The sequence below is a fragment of the Sphingomonas gilva genome (assembly GCF_003515075.1).
Classification (GTDB): Bacteria; Pseudomonadota; Alphaproteobacteria; order Sphingomonadales; family Sphingomonadaceae; genus Sphingomonas; species Sphingomonas gilva.
In genome coordinates, this window is sequence record NZ_QWLV01000009.1 from 145,874 (window position 1) to 160,218 (window position 14,345).

Here is a 14,345-nt window from a genome sequence, read left to right on the forward strand (position 1 = left end):
GTTACAAGCCACCGTAGCGGCGTTCGCGCCGGGCGAATTCGTCGAGCGCCGCCCGCAGGTCCGCTGGCCCGAAGTCGGGCCACAATGTGTCGACGAAGAGCAGTTCGGCATAGGCCGCCTGCCAGAGCAGAAAGTTGGACAAGCGCTTCTCGCCCGAAGTGCGGATCAGCAAGTCGAGCGGCGGCAGGTCATGCGTGTAAAGCGCGCCTTCAAAGCGTGCCTTGTCGATCTCGCCGCCCTGGGCCGCAAGCATTCGCGCAGCCCGCAGTATCTCGTCCTGCGCACCATAGTTGAGCGCGATCACCAACTGCGGGCCCGTGTTTGGCGCGGTGCGCGCGATCGCATCCTCCACCAGGGCCCGAATCTCCGGGGTGAAAGCCGTGAGATCGCCGATCACGCGAAGGTGAATCCCGTCCGTCACCAGCTCGTCGAGATGCTGGCCGATGAAATGCTTGAGCAACCCCATCAGGTCGCCGATTTCCTCCTCGGGGCGCCGCCAGTTCTCCGAGGAGAAGGCGTAGAGCGTCAGCGTGCCGATGCCCATTTCGCGCGCCGCACGGGTGACCTTGCGCACCGCCTCGACGCCGGCGCGGTGCCCGGCGACGCGCGGCAGCAGCCGCTTCTTCGCCCAGCGGCCATTGCCGTCCATGATGATGGCGACGTGGCGCGGCACGCCCCCCGCACCGTTCGCGGGGGCCGCGGCTTCGGCGTGCGCTGACGTCACTTGCCGAGGATTTCCTTTTCCTTGGCGTGCGCCGCCGCATCGATGTCGGCGATCGTCGCGTCGGTCAGCTTCTGCACCTCGGTCTCGTGCCGCTTGCGCTCGTCTTCGGACAAATGTCCGCCCTTTTCATCGGTCTTGAGCGTGTCGTTGCCATCGCGCCGCACGTTGCGCGCGGCGATGCGGGCCTTCTCGGCATATTGCCCGACGAGCTTGGCGAGTTCCTTGCGCCGTTCTTGGGTGAGATCGGGTATCGGCAGGCGCAGCGTCTGCCCGTCGACGATCGGGTTGAGGCCCAGCCCCGCCGAGCGGATCGCCTTGTCGACCGGCCCGACATTGCTCTTGTCCCACACCTGCACCGACAGCAGGCGCGGTTCGGGCGCGGATACGGTCGCGACCTGATTGATCGGCATGTTGGCGCCGTAGACCTCGACCGTCACCGGATCGAGCAGCGTTATCGATGCGCGGCCGGTGCGAAGACCGGTCAGATCGTGCTTCAGCGCCTCGACCGCGCCGGCCATGCGGCGCTCCAGATCGGCCTTGTTGAACTGCGGGGCAGCCATCGTCTCTCTCCTTCAAGCCTTCTGCACGATCGTCGAAATGCCCTCTCCGGCGAGAACGCGGGCGAGATTGCCCTGCTCGCGGATGTTGAACACCACGATCGGGATATCGTTGTCCCGGCATAGCGCCACGGCGCTCGCATCCATTACCCTCAGGTTGTTCGACAGCACCGTATCGTAACTTACTGTTTCATAGCGCTTGGCTTCCGGCACCTTCTTGGGATCGGCGTCATAAACGCCGTCGACCGAGGTGCCCTTGAACAGCGCATCGCATTTGAGCTCGGCGGCGCGCAGCGCGGCGCCGCTGTCAGTGGTGAAGAACGGGCTGCCGACGCCGGCGGCGAAGATCACCACCCGGCCCTTCTCCAGGTGCCGCTCGGCGCGCCGGCGGATGAAGGGCTCGCACACCGCGGCCATCGGAATGGCCGATTGCACGCGCGTGTCGACGCCGATCTGTTCGAGCGCGTTCTGCACCGCGAGCGCGTTCATCACGGTTGCGAGCATGCCCATGTAATCGGCCGTCGCGCGTTCGAAACCCTTGGCCGCGGCCGCCAGGCCTCTGAAGATGTTACCACCGCCGACGACGACGCACAGCTCGTAACCCTTGGCCTTCGCCTCGGCGATCTCGCCCGCCACCCGCGCGGTGACGGCGGGATCGATGGCGAGCCCGTTCTCGCCCATCAGCACCTCGCCGGAGAGCTTGAGGAGGATGCGCTTGAACGGGGGCGTGGTCATAAGAAAGCTGGTTTCCGTCGAGACGAGATCGGGGCGGCGCGGACCTTAGTCAGGCCGGTACGCCAAGCCAAGGCTTAGCGCACATAAGCGAAAGCCGCCGCGCCCCGGGGCGCGACGGCTTTTGCAGGAGACCTGGCTCAGTTGCTCAGGCCGGCGGTGGCGGCGACCTCGGCGGCGAAATCGCTCGCCTCCTTCTCGATGCCCTCCCCCAGCTGGAAGCGGACATAGTCCTTCAGCACGATCGACTTGCCGGCATCCCTGGCCGCCTTGGCGACGACGTCGGCGACCGGGGTCTTGCCGTCATGGACGATCGGCTGGCTGAGCAGCGCATTCTCCTTGGCGAACTTCTTGATGCCGCCCTCCACCATCTTGGCGATGATGTCCGCGGGCTTGCCTGATTCGGCAGCCTTCTCGGTCGCGATGGCGCGCTCGCGCTCCAGCACTTCGGGATCGAGACCGGTCTCGTCGAGCGCCAGCGGGAAGGCCGCCGCGACGTGCTGCGCGATCTGCTTGCCCAGCGGCTGCAGCACGTCGTCGCCCGCGTGGCTTTCGAGCGCGACGAGCACGCCGATCTTGCCCAGCCCAGGCGACGCCGCGTTGTGGACATAGGGAACCACCGCGCCCTGCGACACTTCCAGCACCCGCGCACGACGCAGATTCTGGTTTTCGCCGATGGTGGCGATGTTGTTGGTCAGCGTTTCCTCTACGGTCGTGCCCGAAGGCATCTTCGCCGCCTTGATCGCGTCGATCGAATCGCCCTCGGCCAGCGCGACCTGCGTCACTTCGCGGACGAAGTTCTGGAACTGATCGTTCTTGGCGACGAAGTCGGTTTCCGAATTGACCTCCACGGCGGCGCCGCGAGTGCCCGAAACGGCGACGCCGACCAGCCCTTCGGCCGCGGTGCGGCTCGATTTCTTGGCGGCGGCGGCCAGGCCCTTGGTGCGCAGCCAGTCCATCGCGGCTTCCATGTCGCCGGCGGTCTCATTCAGCGCCTTCTTGCAATCCATCATGCCTGCGCCCGAACGCTCGCGCAGCTCCTTGACGGCGGCGGCGGTGATCTCTGCCATGTGTTCAGTCCTTTGAATGTCGATCAATATGGGTGCGGGCGAGGCCTGGCGCGTGAACGCCCTGCCCCGCCCGCATGTCCTTTGCGTTACGCGGGGATCAGGCGGTCGCCTGCTCCGAGTTGTCGGCGGGCGCCTCGGCGGCTTCGGCCGGAGCCTCTGCGGTCTCGGTCAGCGCCTCCTCGGCGGGCGGCTCGGCCATCGCGCCCAGGTCGTGGCCGCGGCTGGCGGCCTGCTCCTGGTTGCCGCGGGTCGCGGCGATCGCCACGGCCTCGCAATAGAGGCGAATCGCGCGGCTGGCGTCGTCGTTCGCCGGCACCGGGAAGGCAATGCCGTCGGGCGAGACGTTCGAATCGAGGATCGCGACGACCGGGATGCCCAGCGTGTTGGCTTCCTTGATCGCCAGCTCTTCCTTGTTGGCGTCGATCACGAACATCACGTCGGGAATGCCGCCCATGTCGCGGATGCCGCCCAGCGACAGCTCGAACTTGTCGCGCTCGCGGGTCAGCTGCAGCACTTCCTTCTTGGTCAGGCCGTGGGTGTCGCCCGACAGCTGCTCCTCGAGCGCCTTGTAGCGCTTGATCGAGCCCGAAATGGTCTTCCAGTTGGTCAGCATGCCGCCCAGCCAGCGATGATTGACATAATGCTGGCCCGAACGCTTCGCCGCTTCGGCTACGGCTTCCTGCGCCTGGCGCTTGGTGCCGACGAACAGCACCTTGCCGCCGGCGGCGACGGTATGGCTGATGAAGTCGAGCGCACGCGCGAACAGCGGCACGGTCTGCGACAGGTCTAGAATGTGGATGCCGTTGCGGTCGCCGAAGATGTAGGGCTTCATCTTCGGGTTCCAGCGGTGGGTCTGGTGGCCAAAATGCGCGCCCGATTCGAGCAGCTGCTGCAGCGTGACGACAGGTGCCGCCATAGGATGGTTCCTTTCCGGTTATGCCTCTGGGACGCAGTGACCGGACAATCGCCCGGCACCGGTATGTGCGCATCCCATGCGGTGTGGAGGCGCGCGCTTACAGCGTCGGCGATTGGATTTCAAGGCTTGACATGTGGAACATATAAAGAACATATAGCGCCACAGGCCGGAACGCGGAACTTATCCACAGGCTGTGGATTGCCGCCGGGCGATGGCCGGATTGGTTCGGGAGGTTCGCATGGTTGCCGTCATCAGCACGCTCGTCTTCGTCGTGGCCGCTTTCGCCGCGATCGGTGTCATCGCCGCGATGATCGGCGCCGAACGCGACCGGATCATCGGACTGCTCGACGGATCGCTGCGCGAAGTGGCGCTGCCCCGCGCCATCGCGGTCAGGCCGCGGGCGGCTCCGCATCGTGCGATGCGGCCGGCGCCGGTCCGCGCAGCCCTGCGCGCTGCCGCTTGACCCGGCGATAGCTCAGGATGCTGAACGGGATCGTGACGATATAGGCGGCCGACACCACCGACAGCGTCGCCCAGGGCGCGGTGATCAGCGCACCGGTGACCAGCGCGATCACCGCGATCGCTTCGAACCTGACATTCTGGCGGAGCTTGAGCGACGACCAGCTGTAGGTCGCGACGCTGGAGATCATCAGGAAGGCGACCAGCGCGATCCAGGGAGCGACGAACCAGGGATTGCGGAAATCCTCGATCCCCGTCCACAGCCAGAGGAACATCGGCAGGAAGGCGAGCCCCGCGCCCGCCGGCGCGGGAACGCCGGTCAGGAAGCCGGCGGACTTGTGCGGCTGCTCGGCCGCGTCGATCTGCGCATTGAACCGCGCCAGCCGCAGCACGCAGAACACCGCATGGGCGAGCGCGAACAGCCAGCCATATTGCGGGATGCCGATCAGCGACCAGAGGAAGATGACGAGCGCGGGCGCCACCCCGAAGGCGATCGAATCGGAGAGCGAATCGAGCTCGGCGCCGAAGCGGCTCTCGCCGTGCAGCGCGCGGGCGATGCGTCCGTCCATGCCGTCGAGCACCCCGGCGATCAGGATCGCCACCACCGCGCGTTCGAACTCGCCGGCGATGGCGAAGCGTATGCCGGTCAGGCCGAAGCACAAAGCGGTGACGGTCACCGCATTGGGCGCGATCGCGCGCAGCGGGATTCCCCGCTGCAGCGGCCGGAAACGGCCTTCTCGTTTCATTTGGCGCGCTTCATTGCGCGATTCCCGTGACGCCCTGTCCGCTGCCGATGCGCGCCAGCACCGTTTCACCCGCGATGGAGCGCTGGCCCAGCGCCACCTGCGGCGCGGTGCCCGCGGGCAGGAACACGTCGACCCGGCTGCCGAAGCGGATCAGGCCCACCCGCTGCCCTTTGGCGACGATGTCTCCGGGCTTGACGAACGGCATGATCCGGCGCGCGACCAGTCCGGCGATCTGGGTGAAGCCGATCCGCGTGCCGTCGCCGCGCTCGACCAGGATATGCTGTCGCTCATTCTCCTCGCTCGCCTTGTCGAGATCGGCGTTGAGGAACTTGCCGGAGATATAGGCGACGCGCTTGATCGTGCCGCCGATCGGCGCGCGGTTGATGTGCACGTCGAACACCGACATGAAGATCGATATGCGCGTGAGCGGCGCCGTCCCCAGCGCATCCTCGCCGGCCAGTTCGACCGGGACCGGCACCTCCTCGATCATCGTGATCAGCCCGTCCGCCGGCGCGATGATCAGCGTGTCGTCGGCCGGCGTCGTGCGGATCGGATCGCGGAAGAACGCCGCGACCCAGATGGTCAGCCCGACGAACGGCCAGAACAGCACATTCCAGATCAGCGTGGCGAGCAGCGTCAGCCCGACGGCGATCAGCACGAACTTGCGCCCCTCCGGATGGACCGATGGGAAGCGCCATTTGACGGTCGTCGTTCCGGCCGCCGGTTTCTCTAATGATGTCATCCCGCCTCTCTACGCAGCGTCCCGACGCCTGACAACGCGCACATGCGGTTGATCGGTCCGCGCGGCTCGCTGAGGGTCTGTGTTCGTGATCGGCAACGGTCTGGATCGCCCGGAGAGGCCCGCTGGCAAGGAGCGCAGCGCAGACGCGTAGCCGAAGCTACGCGCAAGCAAGCGACGTAGCCAGCGGGCCTCTCCGGGCGACCGCGCAGCGGCGGGCGGCTTTTGGCGCATGATGGACAGGTAAAACTGCCCCCGGCAGTTTTAGCCATGTCCGGGGGACATGGCGGCCTGTCCATCGTCGCTTGTCGGTCACGATGCTTCGGCATCGCTCCCTCCTCGCTTCTAGCCCTGCGCCAAAATCCGCTCCGTCCAGACCATTGCCGATCACGAACACAGACCCTAAACGCACCCGGCAACTCCCCTCCCCTAGGACAAGCGAGCATTCGATGGCGAAGATCAAGGTGAAGACCCCCGTCGTGGAAATCGACGGCGACGAGATGACCCGCATCATCTGGGAATGGATCCGCGAGCGCCTGATCAAGCCCTATCTCGATATCGAGCTCGACTATTACGACCTGGGCATCGAACATCGCGACGCCACCGACGACAAGGTGACGGTCGAAAGCGCCAAGGCCATCCAGAAATATGGCGTCGGCGTGAAGTGCGCGACGATCACGCCCGACGAGGCGCGCGTCGAGGAGTTCAACCTGAAGCGCATGTGGAAATCGCCCAACGGCACGATCCGCAACATCCTGGGCGGCGTCGTCTTCCGTGAGCCGATCGTGATGTCCAACGTCCCCCGGCTGATCCCCGGCTGGACCGATCCCATCGTCGTCGGCCGCCATGCCTTTGGCGACCAGTACAAGGCGACCGACTTCCGCGTCCCGGGTCCCGGCAAGCTCACCATGAAGTGGCAGGGCGAGAACGGCGAGACGATCGAGGAGGAGGTGTTCCAGTTCCCTTCCTCCGGCGTCGCGATGGGGATGTACAATCTCGACGATTCGATCCGCGACTTCGCCCGCGCCAGCCTGAACTACGGCCTGGGCCGCGAATGGCCGGTCTATCTGTCGACCAAGAACACCATCCTGAAGGCCTATGACGGCCGCTTCAAGGACATCTTCCAGGAGGTTTTCGAGAACGAATTCAAGGCGCAGTTCGATGCCGCGAAGATCGTCTACGAACATCGCCTGATCGACGACATGGTCGCCTCCGCGCTCAAATGGAGCGGCAAGTTCGTCTGGGCCTGCAAGAATTACGACGGTGACGTGCAGTCGGATCAGGTTGCGCAGGGGTTCGGCTCGCTCGGCCTCATGACCTCGGTGCTGATGACGCCCGACGGCAAGACGGTGGAGGCGGAGGCCGCGCACGGCACGGTGACCCGCCACTATCGCCAGCACCAGCAGGGCAAGGCGACCTCGACAAACCCGATCGCCTCGATCTTCGCCTGGACCGGCGGTCTCAAATATCGCGGCAAGTTCGACGGCACGCCTGACGTCACGCGTTTCGCGGAGACGCTGGAGCGCGTCTGCGTCGAGACGGTGGAAGCCGGTCAGATGACCAAGGATCTCGCGATCCTCATCGGCCCCGATCAGGCATGGATGACCACCGAACAATTCTTCGAGGCGGTGCGCGTCAATCTCGAAAAGGAAATGGCCGCCTGGGTGTGATCTAAGTTCCTCCCCGCTCGCGGAGTGTTGGGTTGGATTGCCCCCGGCAATTCAAGATCGTGCCGGGGGCACGATCGACCCAACACTGGGGACCAGCCGCAGGCTGGTGGAGGGGGCTCTCCACCGGCGTTGCGCTCGCGGTGAGCCCCCTCCACCACACGACTTCGTCGTGCGGTCCCCCTCCCCGTTCCGGGGAGGATTGAGAAGGAGTAGCCATGCGCAATACCAGGAAGGCATCGCTCGAGGTCCGCGTCGCCACACCGCGCGACGTGCCTGGCATCGTCGCGCTGGTCGATCGCGCCTATGACCGCATCTCGGGCTATTCGGCCGGCATGGTCCGCGGGCAGATCAACCATTATCCCGAAGGTCAGTTCGTCGCGCTGCATGAGGGCGAGGTCGTCGGCTATTGCGCATCGATGCGGATCGACGGCGCGGTAGCGCTGGCGCCGCACGACTGGGAGGAGATCACCGCGAACGGTTTCGGCTCGCGCCATGATCCGACGGGCGATTATCTCTACGGCTACGAAATGTGCGTCGATCCCAACCGGCGCGGCCTGCGCATCGGACAGCGCCTTTATGACGAGCGCAAGCATCTCGCCGAACGGCTCGAACTGCGCGGCATCGTCATCGGCGGGCGCATGCCGAGTTATGCCCGCAATCGCCGAAAGGTGGATGGGCCAGCGGATTATCTCGATCAGGTCGCCCAGCGGAAGCTGCGCGATCCGGTGATCGGCTTCCAGCTGCGCAACGGTTTCGAGCCCAAAGGGGTGCTCAAGGGCTATCTTCCCGAGGACAGGCAGTCCGCCGGCAACGCCGCGCTGATGGTTTGGCGCAACCCCTATGTCGCCGACGATGCCGACAAGGTGTATTCGTTGCCGCGCGGGGTCGAGAGCGTCCGCCTCGCCACGGTCCAGCTACAGGCGCGGGCGGTCAAGGATTTCGCCGAGTTCGTCCACAATGTCGAATATTTCGTCGATGTCGCGGCGGATTACCGTAGCGATTTCGTCGTCTTTCCAGAACTATTCACGCTGCAGTTGCTATCGTTCGAGAAACGCACATTAGCGCCTGCCGAGGCGATCGACGCACTGACATCGCACACGCCGAAGATCGTCGCCGAACTCAGCCGCATGGCGCTGGAATACAACATCAACATCATCGGCGGATCGCACCCGACCCGCACCGACGACGGCGATATCCAGAACGTCGCCTATATCTGCCTGCGCGACGGATCGGTCCACGCGCAGGAGAAGATCCACCCCACCCCCAACGAGCGATACTGGTGGAACATCAAGGGCGGCGAATCGATCGACGTCATCCAGACCGATTGCGGGCCGATCGGCGTGCTGATCTGCTACGACAGCGAGTTTCCGGAGCTCGCGCGGCGCCTGGTCGACGAAGGCGCGCGCATCCTGTTCACCCCCTTCTGCACCGACAGCCGCCAGGGCTATCTGCGCGTCCGCTATTGCTGCCAGGCGCGCGCGATCGAGAACCAGTGCTTCGTCGTCCTCTCCGGCAATGTCGGCAATCTGCCGGGCGTCGACAATATGGACATCCAATATGCGCAGAGCTGCATCCTGACCCCGTGCGACTTCCCCTTCGCGCGCGACGGCATCGCCGCCGAGGCGACCGAGAATGTGGAGACCTTGACGATCAGCGACGTCAACCTCGCCGATCTCACCTGGGCGCGAACCGAGGGCACGGTGCGCAACCTGACCGACCGCCGCTTCGACCTGTACCATATCCGGTTCGACAGCCATCCGCACGCCGGCGACACGCGCGTGCAGGGCTCAGTCCCGCCCGGACCGCACAGTCCCGGCGGCGGGTGATCGGATATGCTCGCGCCGGATGCCCAGCCCGATCAGCCGGGCCGGCAGCGTGCGCAACGGCGCGAAACGATCGAGCATGCGCAACGCGAGCGGCGCTTCGATCGCCTCCGGCGCGTCGAGCGCGGGTGACAGTATGCGGGTCTGCACCGCCCGCTGGAGTCCCTGTATCGCCCGGGTCGGCAGCATTCGCCGCGCCTGCACCTTGGCGAGCAGGGGATCGGGGTCCGTCCCGGCCAGCATCGGGCCGGCGAGGATGTTCGCGGTCGCGACCGCGTCCTGGATCGCCAGATTGATGCCGACACCGCCGATCGGCGACATCGCGTGCGCCGCATCGCCGATTGCGAGCAGACCCGGCGCGTGCCAGCGGGTCAGCCGGTCGAGCGCGACCGACAGGAGCTTGATCTGCTCCCAATCGACCAGCTCGGCGACGGTCAGCGCGGGCGAGATGCGGGCGATACGATCGCGAAACGCCGTCAGTCCCTGCTCGCGCACCAGCTCGGCGCTTCCCTTGGCGATCACCAGCGCGCATTGCCAGTAATCGCCCCGGTCGATCGTCACGAGCATGCCGCTCGCGGAGAATATCCCGCCGGTCGCGTTTTGCGGGGTCTCCGCCTTGGACAGGCGGAACCAGAGCACGTCCATTGGCGCGCCGAGATCCTCGAGCGGCAACCGCGCAGCCCCCCTCAGCACCGATCGCCGCCCGTCGGCCGCGATCACCAATCGCGCCGCTATCGCCTCGTCATTTGCCAGCCGCACGCCCGTCACGCGGCCGCCGGATGAAATCAGATCCACCGCCTCGGCATTCATGCGAAGCGCGAAGGCGGGAAAGGCCCGTGCCGAATCGGCGACGAAATCGAGGAACTCCCATTGCGGCATCAGCGCGATGAAGCGGGATTTGACCGGCAGCCTCCGGAAATCCGCCACGGCATATTCGTGCCCCGCCATACGCGCCGTGAGCTGTTCGACCTTGTCGTGCGGCCGCGCGAGCAATCCATCGATCAGGCCGAGTTCGCGAAACAGTTCGAGCGTCGAGGGATGCACGGTGTCGCCGCGGAAATCGCGGAGGAAATCGGCGTGCTTCTCCAGCACCACCGTCTTGAGGCCGGCCCGGGCGAACAGCAGCCCCGCCATCATGCCGGCCGGTCCGCCCCCGACGATGACGATGGGCGGCTGCATCACGCCGCCGACAATGCCTGATCGATCATCCGCCGCGCTATTTCGCGCTCGCCCATGATCGCGAGGTCGGCCCCCAGCCGCGTGAGATGATCGACCGCGGCGTCCTCATGCGCGCGCGCGACGATGCGCAGGCCGGGGTTCATGGCGCGCGCCTGCTCGACGATCTGGCCGGCCTCGAACGCATCCGGGATGGCGACGAGCAGCAGGCGCGCATCCTCGATCCGCGCCCGGCGCAGCACCGCCATGTCGGCCGCGTTGCCGGTCACGCGCGTGACCGACGGCTCGAGCGCCGCCGTGTCCGATTGCGTCTCGATCACCGTCAGCGGCCGCCTGCCGCCGGTCAGCGTCCCGGCGACGAGCGACCCGACGCGGCCATGACCGATCAGGACGATATGCCCCGGCGCCTCCTCGGCCGCAGAGGCGGCGGCGGGCGCCTCGCCATCGGTGACGTCATGGCGCCTCGCCACGCGGCCGATCGCCCAGAACACCAGCGGATTGAGCATGATCGACAGGATCGCGCCCGCCAGGATCAGATCGCGCCCCTCGCGCGGCAGCACGCCGAGCGATACGCCCAGCGCGGCGAGGATGAAGGAGAATTCGCCGATCTGCGCTAGGCTCGCCGAGATCGTCAGCGCGGTCCGCGTCGGCCGGCCGAAGGCGCGGACGATGGCGAAGGCGGCGATCGACTTGCCGATGACGATGATGCCCAGCGTCGCCAGCACCGGCAGCGTGTCGGTGATCAGGATCGACGGGTTGAACAGCATCCCCACCGAGACGAAGAACAGCACGGCGAAAGCGTCGCGCAGCGGCAGCGTCTCCTCCGCCGCACGCGCGCTCAAGGGTGATTCGGCCAGGATCATCCCGGCGAAGAAGGCCCCGAGCGCGAACGACACGCCGAACAGCAGGGTCGCCCCCGCCGCCACGCCCAGCGCGATCGCCAGCACCGCCAGCCGGAACAGCTCGCGCGACCCCGTATGGGCGACGCGGTGGAGCAGCCAGGGCACGAAGCGCCGCCCGACGATCAGCATCAGCGCGATGAAGGCGGCGACCTTGCCGATGGTGATCGCGAGCGTCCAGCCGAGATCGCTGCCGCTACCGGCGCCGGCCAGCGCCGGGATCATGACCAGCGCGAGGACCATCACCAGATCCTCGACCACGAGCCATCCCACCGCGACGCGGCCGCGCTCGGTCTCCAGGATGTTCCGCACCTGCAATGCGCGCAGCAGCACGACCGTGCTCGCGACCGAAAGCGCCAGGCCGAACACCAGCCCCGCGCCGATCCCCCAGCCCAGCATCCAGGCGAGACCCGCCCCCATCGCCGTCGCCGCGACGATCTGGACCAGCGCGCCGGGGATGGCGATGCGGCGAACCGACATCAGGTCGCGGACGGAGAAATGCAGCCCGACGCCGAACATCAGCAGGATCACGCCGATCTCGGCCAGTTCGTTGGCCAGGCTCTGGTCGGCGACATAGCCCGGCGTGAACGGGCCGACCACCACGCCCGCCAGCACATAGCCGATCAGCGGGGAGATCCGCAGCCGCTGGGCAACCAGCGCCAGCAGGAAAGCGAGCACGAGGCCCGCCACCATCGTTCCGATCAGCGGCGTGATATGATGTTCCGGCAGCGCCATTCTCCCTGTTGCCCCAAGCTAGGGTGGGCCGCGCGCGATGTAACCCCGAAAACCGATGCGAATCCGGCAATCGTTTCGCTGGCATTTGCTGCGACCGCGAAGCTAAGGTCTCACCTATGGCGTTGGAGATTCACAATCAGGGGTTCAGCGATGCGCTGGTGATATTGGGCGCGGCGGGGATCGTCATCCCGGCCTTCGCGCGCTTTCGCATCAGCCCGGTGATCGGCTTCATCCTGGTCGGCGTGCTCGTCGGCCCGCACGGGCTGGGCTCGATGATCGGGCAATATCCCTGGCTCTATTACTTCACCATTTCCGATCCTGCCTCGATCGAGCCCTTCGCCGAGCTCGGCATCGTGCTGCTGCTCTTCTCGATCGGGCTGGAGCTTTCGTTCCGGCGATTATGGTCGATGCGGCGGCTGGTGTTCGGCGTCGGCGCGGCGGAACTGCTGATATCGGGGCTGCTGATCGGCCTGGCGCTGAATCTGCTGGGGCAAGGCTGGGCGGGTGCGATCGGCCTGGGTCTGGCGCTCGCCCTTTCCTCGACCGCGCTGGTGCTGCCGATGGTCGGCACGGCGAGCGGCGTCGGTCGCGCCGCCTTTTCGATGCTGCTGTTCGAGGATCTCGCGCTGGTCCCCATCATCTTCGGCCTCGGCGCGCTCGCGCCCTACGCGCAGGATGCGGGCTGGAGCGGCGTAGGGATGACCTTGTGGCAGGGTGGGCTCACCATCGCGGCGATGTTCGTCGGCGGCCGCTTCGTGCTGCCCCGCCTGTTCGCGCAGGCCGCGCGGACCAAGAGTCCGGAGCTGTTCCTCGCCGCCAGCCTGCTCGTCGTGATCGTGGCCAGCGTCGCCACCGCCGTCGTCGGCCTCTCGCCCATCGTCGGTGCGCTTCTTGCCGGGCTGCTCATTGCGGAGACCGAATATCATAATGAGGTAGAGGTCGTAACTTCGCCATTCAAGGGTTTGGCGCTAGGCGTTTTTCTCCTCACCGTAGGCATGAGCCTTAACCTCGCCGAGATCGCCGCCAATTGGCTGGAGCTGACGCTCGCGGTGGTCGGCGTGGTGGCGGTCAAGGCCGCGGTCACCACCGGGCTGCTGCGCGCCATCGGCACGCGCATCGGCATCGCCACCGAAACCGGCGTGCTGATGTCGAGCCCGTCGGAAACCACGCTGATCGTGCTGGCCACAGCCGCGCAGGCGCAACTGATCCAGCCCTCGACCGCCGCCTTCTGGCAGACGGTCACCGCCATCGGACTGACGATCACCCCGCTGCTTGCGCGCGTCGGCCATGATTTCGCTCGCAAGGTGGAACTCGCGGCGGGCGGAGAGCCGGAGGTGCCGACGGGCATAGAGGGGCCGGGCGCGGTCATCATCGGCTTCGGCCGCGTCGGGCGGCTGGTTGCCGACATGCTCGCCGCGCACGGCAAGCCCTATGTCGCGGTCGAATCGGACATCGATTCGGTCGCGGAGGCGCGACGCGAAGGATATCCGGTGCTGTTCGGCGATGCCTCGCGCGCCGAGCTGGTCGATCGCCTCAAGCTCGGCCATGCGACCGCGCTGATCCTGACGATGGACGATCCCGTGCTCACCGTCTCGCTCACGCGGCGCGTGCGCGGCTGGGTTCCCAATCTGCCGATCATCGCCCGCGCGCGCGACACCGCGCATGCCGCCCAGCTCTACAAGGCCGGGGCGAGCGAAGCGGTGCCCGAAACGCTCGAAAGCTCGCTCCAACTTTCGGAAGCGCTGCTGGTCGACATGGGCGTGGCGGTCGGCCCGGTGATCGCCTCGATCCATGCCAAGCGCGACGAGATGCGCCAGGCGATCAAGCACGACGCCGAAATGGACCGCGAGCCGCGGCTGCGGCGCACGCGGCTGAGCGAGGTGGAGACTTAGGCGTAGCCGAGATTTTCACCGTCATGCCGGACTTGTTCCGGCATCCATCGTGCCACAAACGAGGCCGCTCTGACGGAGAGATGGACCCCTCTGAGTTCACAAACGAAGTGCAACACCACGTACAGGTGTTGCCATGTCGAGATACCGCCAGCTTTCGATCGAGGAACGGTGTGCGATTGCCCGGCTTCATGAAGCCGGGCAATCGCT

The 14,345-nt window shown here is 66.4% G+C and carries 14 protein-coding genes; 5 read left to right on the forward strand and 9 right to left on the reverse strand.

Annotated features, from left to right (window positions below; translation table 11 throughout):
• Position 1: 1 nt before the first annotated feature.
• The 5 genes from uppS to rpsB form a co-directional block, all read right to left on the reverse strand.
• Positions 2–724, reverse strand: coding sequence for a polyprenyl diphosphate synthase (gene uppS / locus D1610_RS15755; RefSeq protein WP_281268992.1), 723 nt, complete (start codon positions 722–724; stop codon positions 2–4).
• Entirely contained in the window at positions 721–1,284 is a 564-nt protein-coding gene (frr, locus tag D1610_RS15760; RefSeq protein ID WP_118865145.1) for a ribosome recycling factor, read from the reverse strand. The genes uppS and frr overlap by 4 nt, the downstream gene beginning before the upstream one ends.
• A gap of 12 nt (positions 1,285–1,296) precedes the next feature.
• Positions 1,297–2,016, reverse strand: coding sequence for a UMP kinase (pyrH, locus tag D1610_RS15765; RefSeq protein ID WP_118865146.1), 720 nt, complete (start codon positions 2,014–2,016; stop codon positions 1,297–1,299).
• A 137-nt stretch (positions 2,017–2,153) separates the two neighbouring features.
• Entirely contained in the window at positions 2,154–3,083 is a 930-nt protein-coding gene (gene tsf, locus D1610_RS15770; protein ID WP_118865147.1) for a translation elongation factor Ts, read from the reverse strand.
• Positions 3,084–3,180: 97 nt separating this feature from the next.
• Complete coding sequence (gene rpsB / locus D1610_RS15775) at positions 3,181–3,999, reverse strand: 30S ribosomal protein S2 (protein WP_118865148.1); 819 nt, start codon at positions 3,997–3,999, stop codon at positions 3,181–3,183.
• A gap of 238 nt (positions 4,000–4,237) precedes the next feature.
• Between rpsB and D1610_RS17300 the strand changes: the two genes are divergently transcribed.
• Positions 4,238–4,462, forward strand: coding sequence for a hypothetical protein (locus D1610_RS17300; RefSeq protein ID WP_222927035.1), 225 nt, complete (start codon positions 4,238–4,240; stop codon positions 4,460–4,462).
• Here D1610_RS17300 and D1610_RS15785 read toward each other — a convergent pair.
• Together D1610_RS15785 and D1610_RS15790 are read right to left on the reverse strand one after the other, a co-directional pair.
• Complete coding sequence (locus D1610_RS15785) at positions 4,389–5,204, reverse strand: CDP-alcohol phosphatidyltransferase family protein (protein ID WP_118865150.1); 816 nt, start codon at positions 5,202–5,204, stop codon at positions 4,389–4,391. The genes D1610_RS17300 and D1610_RS15785 overlap by 74 nt on opposite strands.
• Before the next feature lie 10 nt (positions 5,205–5,214).
• Positions 5,215–5,946: a phosphatidylserine decarboxylase gene (locus tag D1610_RS15790; RefSeq protein WP_118865151.1), complete on the reverse strand. Its 732-nt coding sequence runs from the start codon at positions 5,944–5,946 to the stop codon at positions 5,215–5,217.
• Between the two features lie 446 nt (positions 5,947–6,392).
• On the opposite strand from D1610_RS15790, the gene D1610_RS15795 reads away from it, so the two are divergent.
• Together D1610_RS15795 and D1610_RS15800 are read left to right on the forward strand one after the other, a co-directional pair.
• On the forward strand, positions 6,393–7,613 hold the full coding sequence (locus D1610_RS15795; RefSeq protein WP_118865152.1) for an NADP-dependent isocitrate dehydrogenase: 1,221 nt from the start codon (positions 6,393–6,395) through the stop codon (positions 7,611–7,613).
• 215 nt (positions 7,614–7,828) lie between these two features.
• A complete protein-coding gene (locus tag D1610_RS15800) occupies positions 7,829–9,439 on the forward strand; it encodes a bifunctional GNAT family N-acetyltransferase/carbon-nitrogen hydrolase family protein (protein WP_118865153.1) in 1,611 nt (536 codons plus the stop codon).
• On the opposite strand, the gene D1610_RS15805 is transcribed toward D1610_RS15800, so the two are convergent.
• On the reverse strand, positions 9,401–10,615 hold the full coding sequence (locus tag D1610_RS15805; RefSeq protein ID WP_118865154.1) for an FAD-dependent oxidoreductase: 1,215 nt from the start codon (positions 10,613–10,615) through the stop codon (positions 9,401–9,403). The genes D1610_RS15800 and D1610_RS15805 overlap by 39 nt on opposite strands.
• Positions 10,615–12,246, reverse strand: coding sequence for a cation:proton antiporter domain-containing protein (locus D1610_RS15810; protein WP_425453246.1), 1,632 nt, complete (start codon positions 12,244–12,246; stop codon positions 10,615–10,617). The genes D1610_RS15805 and D1610_RS15810 overlap by 1 nt, the downstream gene beginning before the upstream one ends.
• 116 nt (positions 12,247–12,362) lie before the next feature.
• On the opposite strand from D1610_RS15810, the gene D1610_RS15815 reads away from it, so the two are divergent.
• Entirely contained in the window at positions 12,363–14,138 is a 1,776-nt protein-coding gene (locus D1610_RS15815) for a cation:proton antiporter domain-containing protein (protein WP_118865155.1), read from the forward strand.
• Positions 14,139–14,271: 133 nt separating this feature from the next.
• Positions 14,272–14,345, forward strand: a 74-nt coding sequence (locus D1610_RS17630; protein ID WP_425453247.1) for a helix-turn-helix domain-containing protein, incomplete at its 3' end; no start/stop codon positions are given.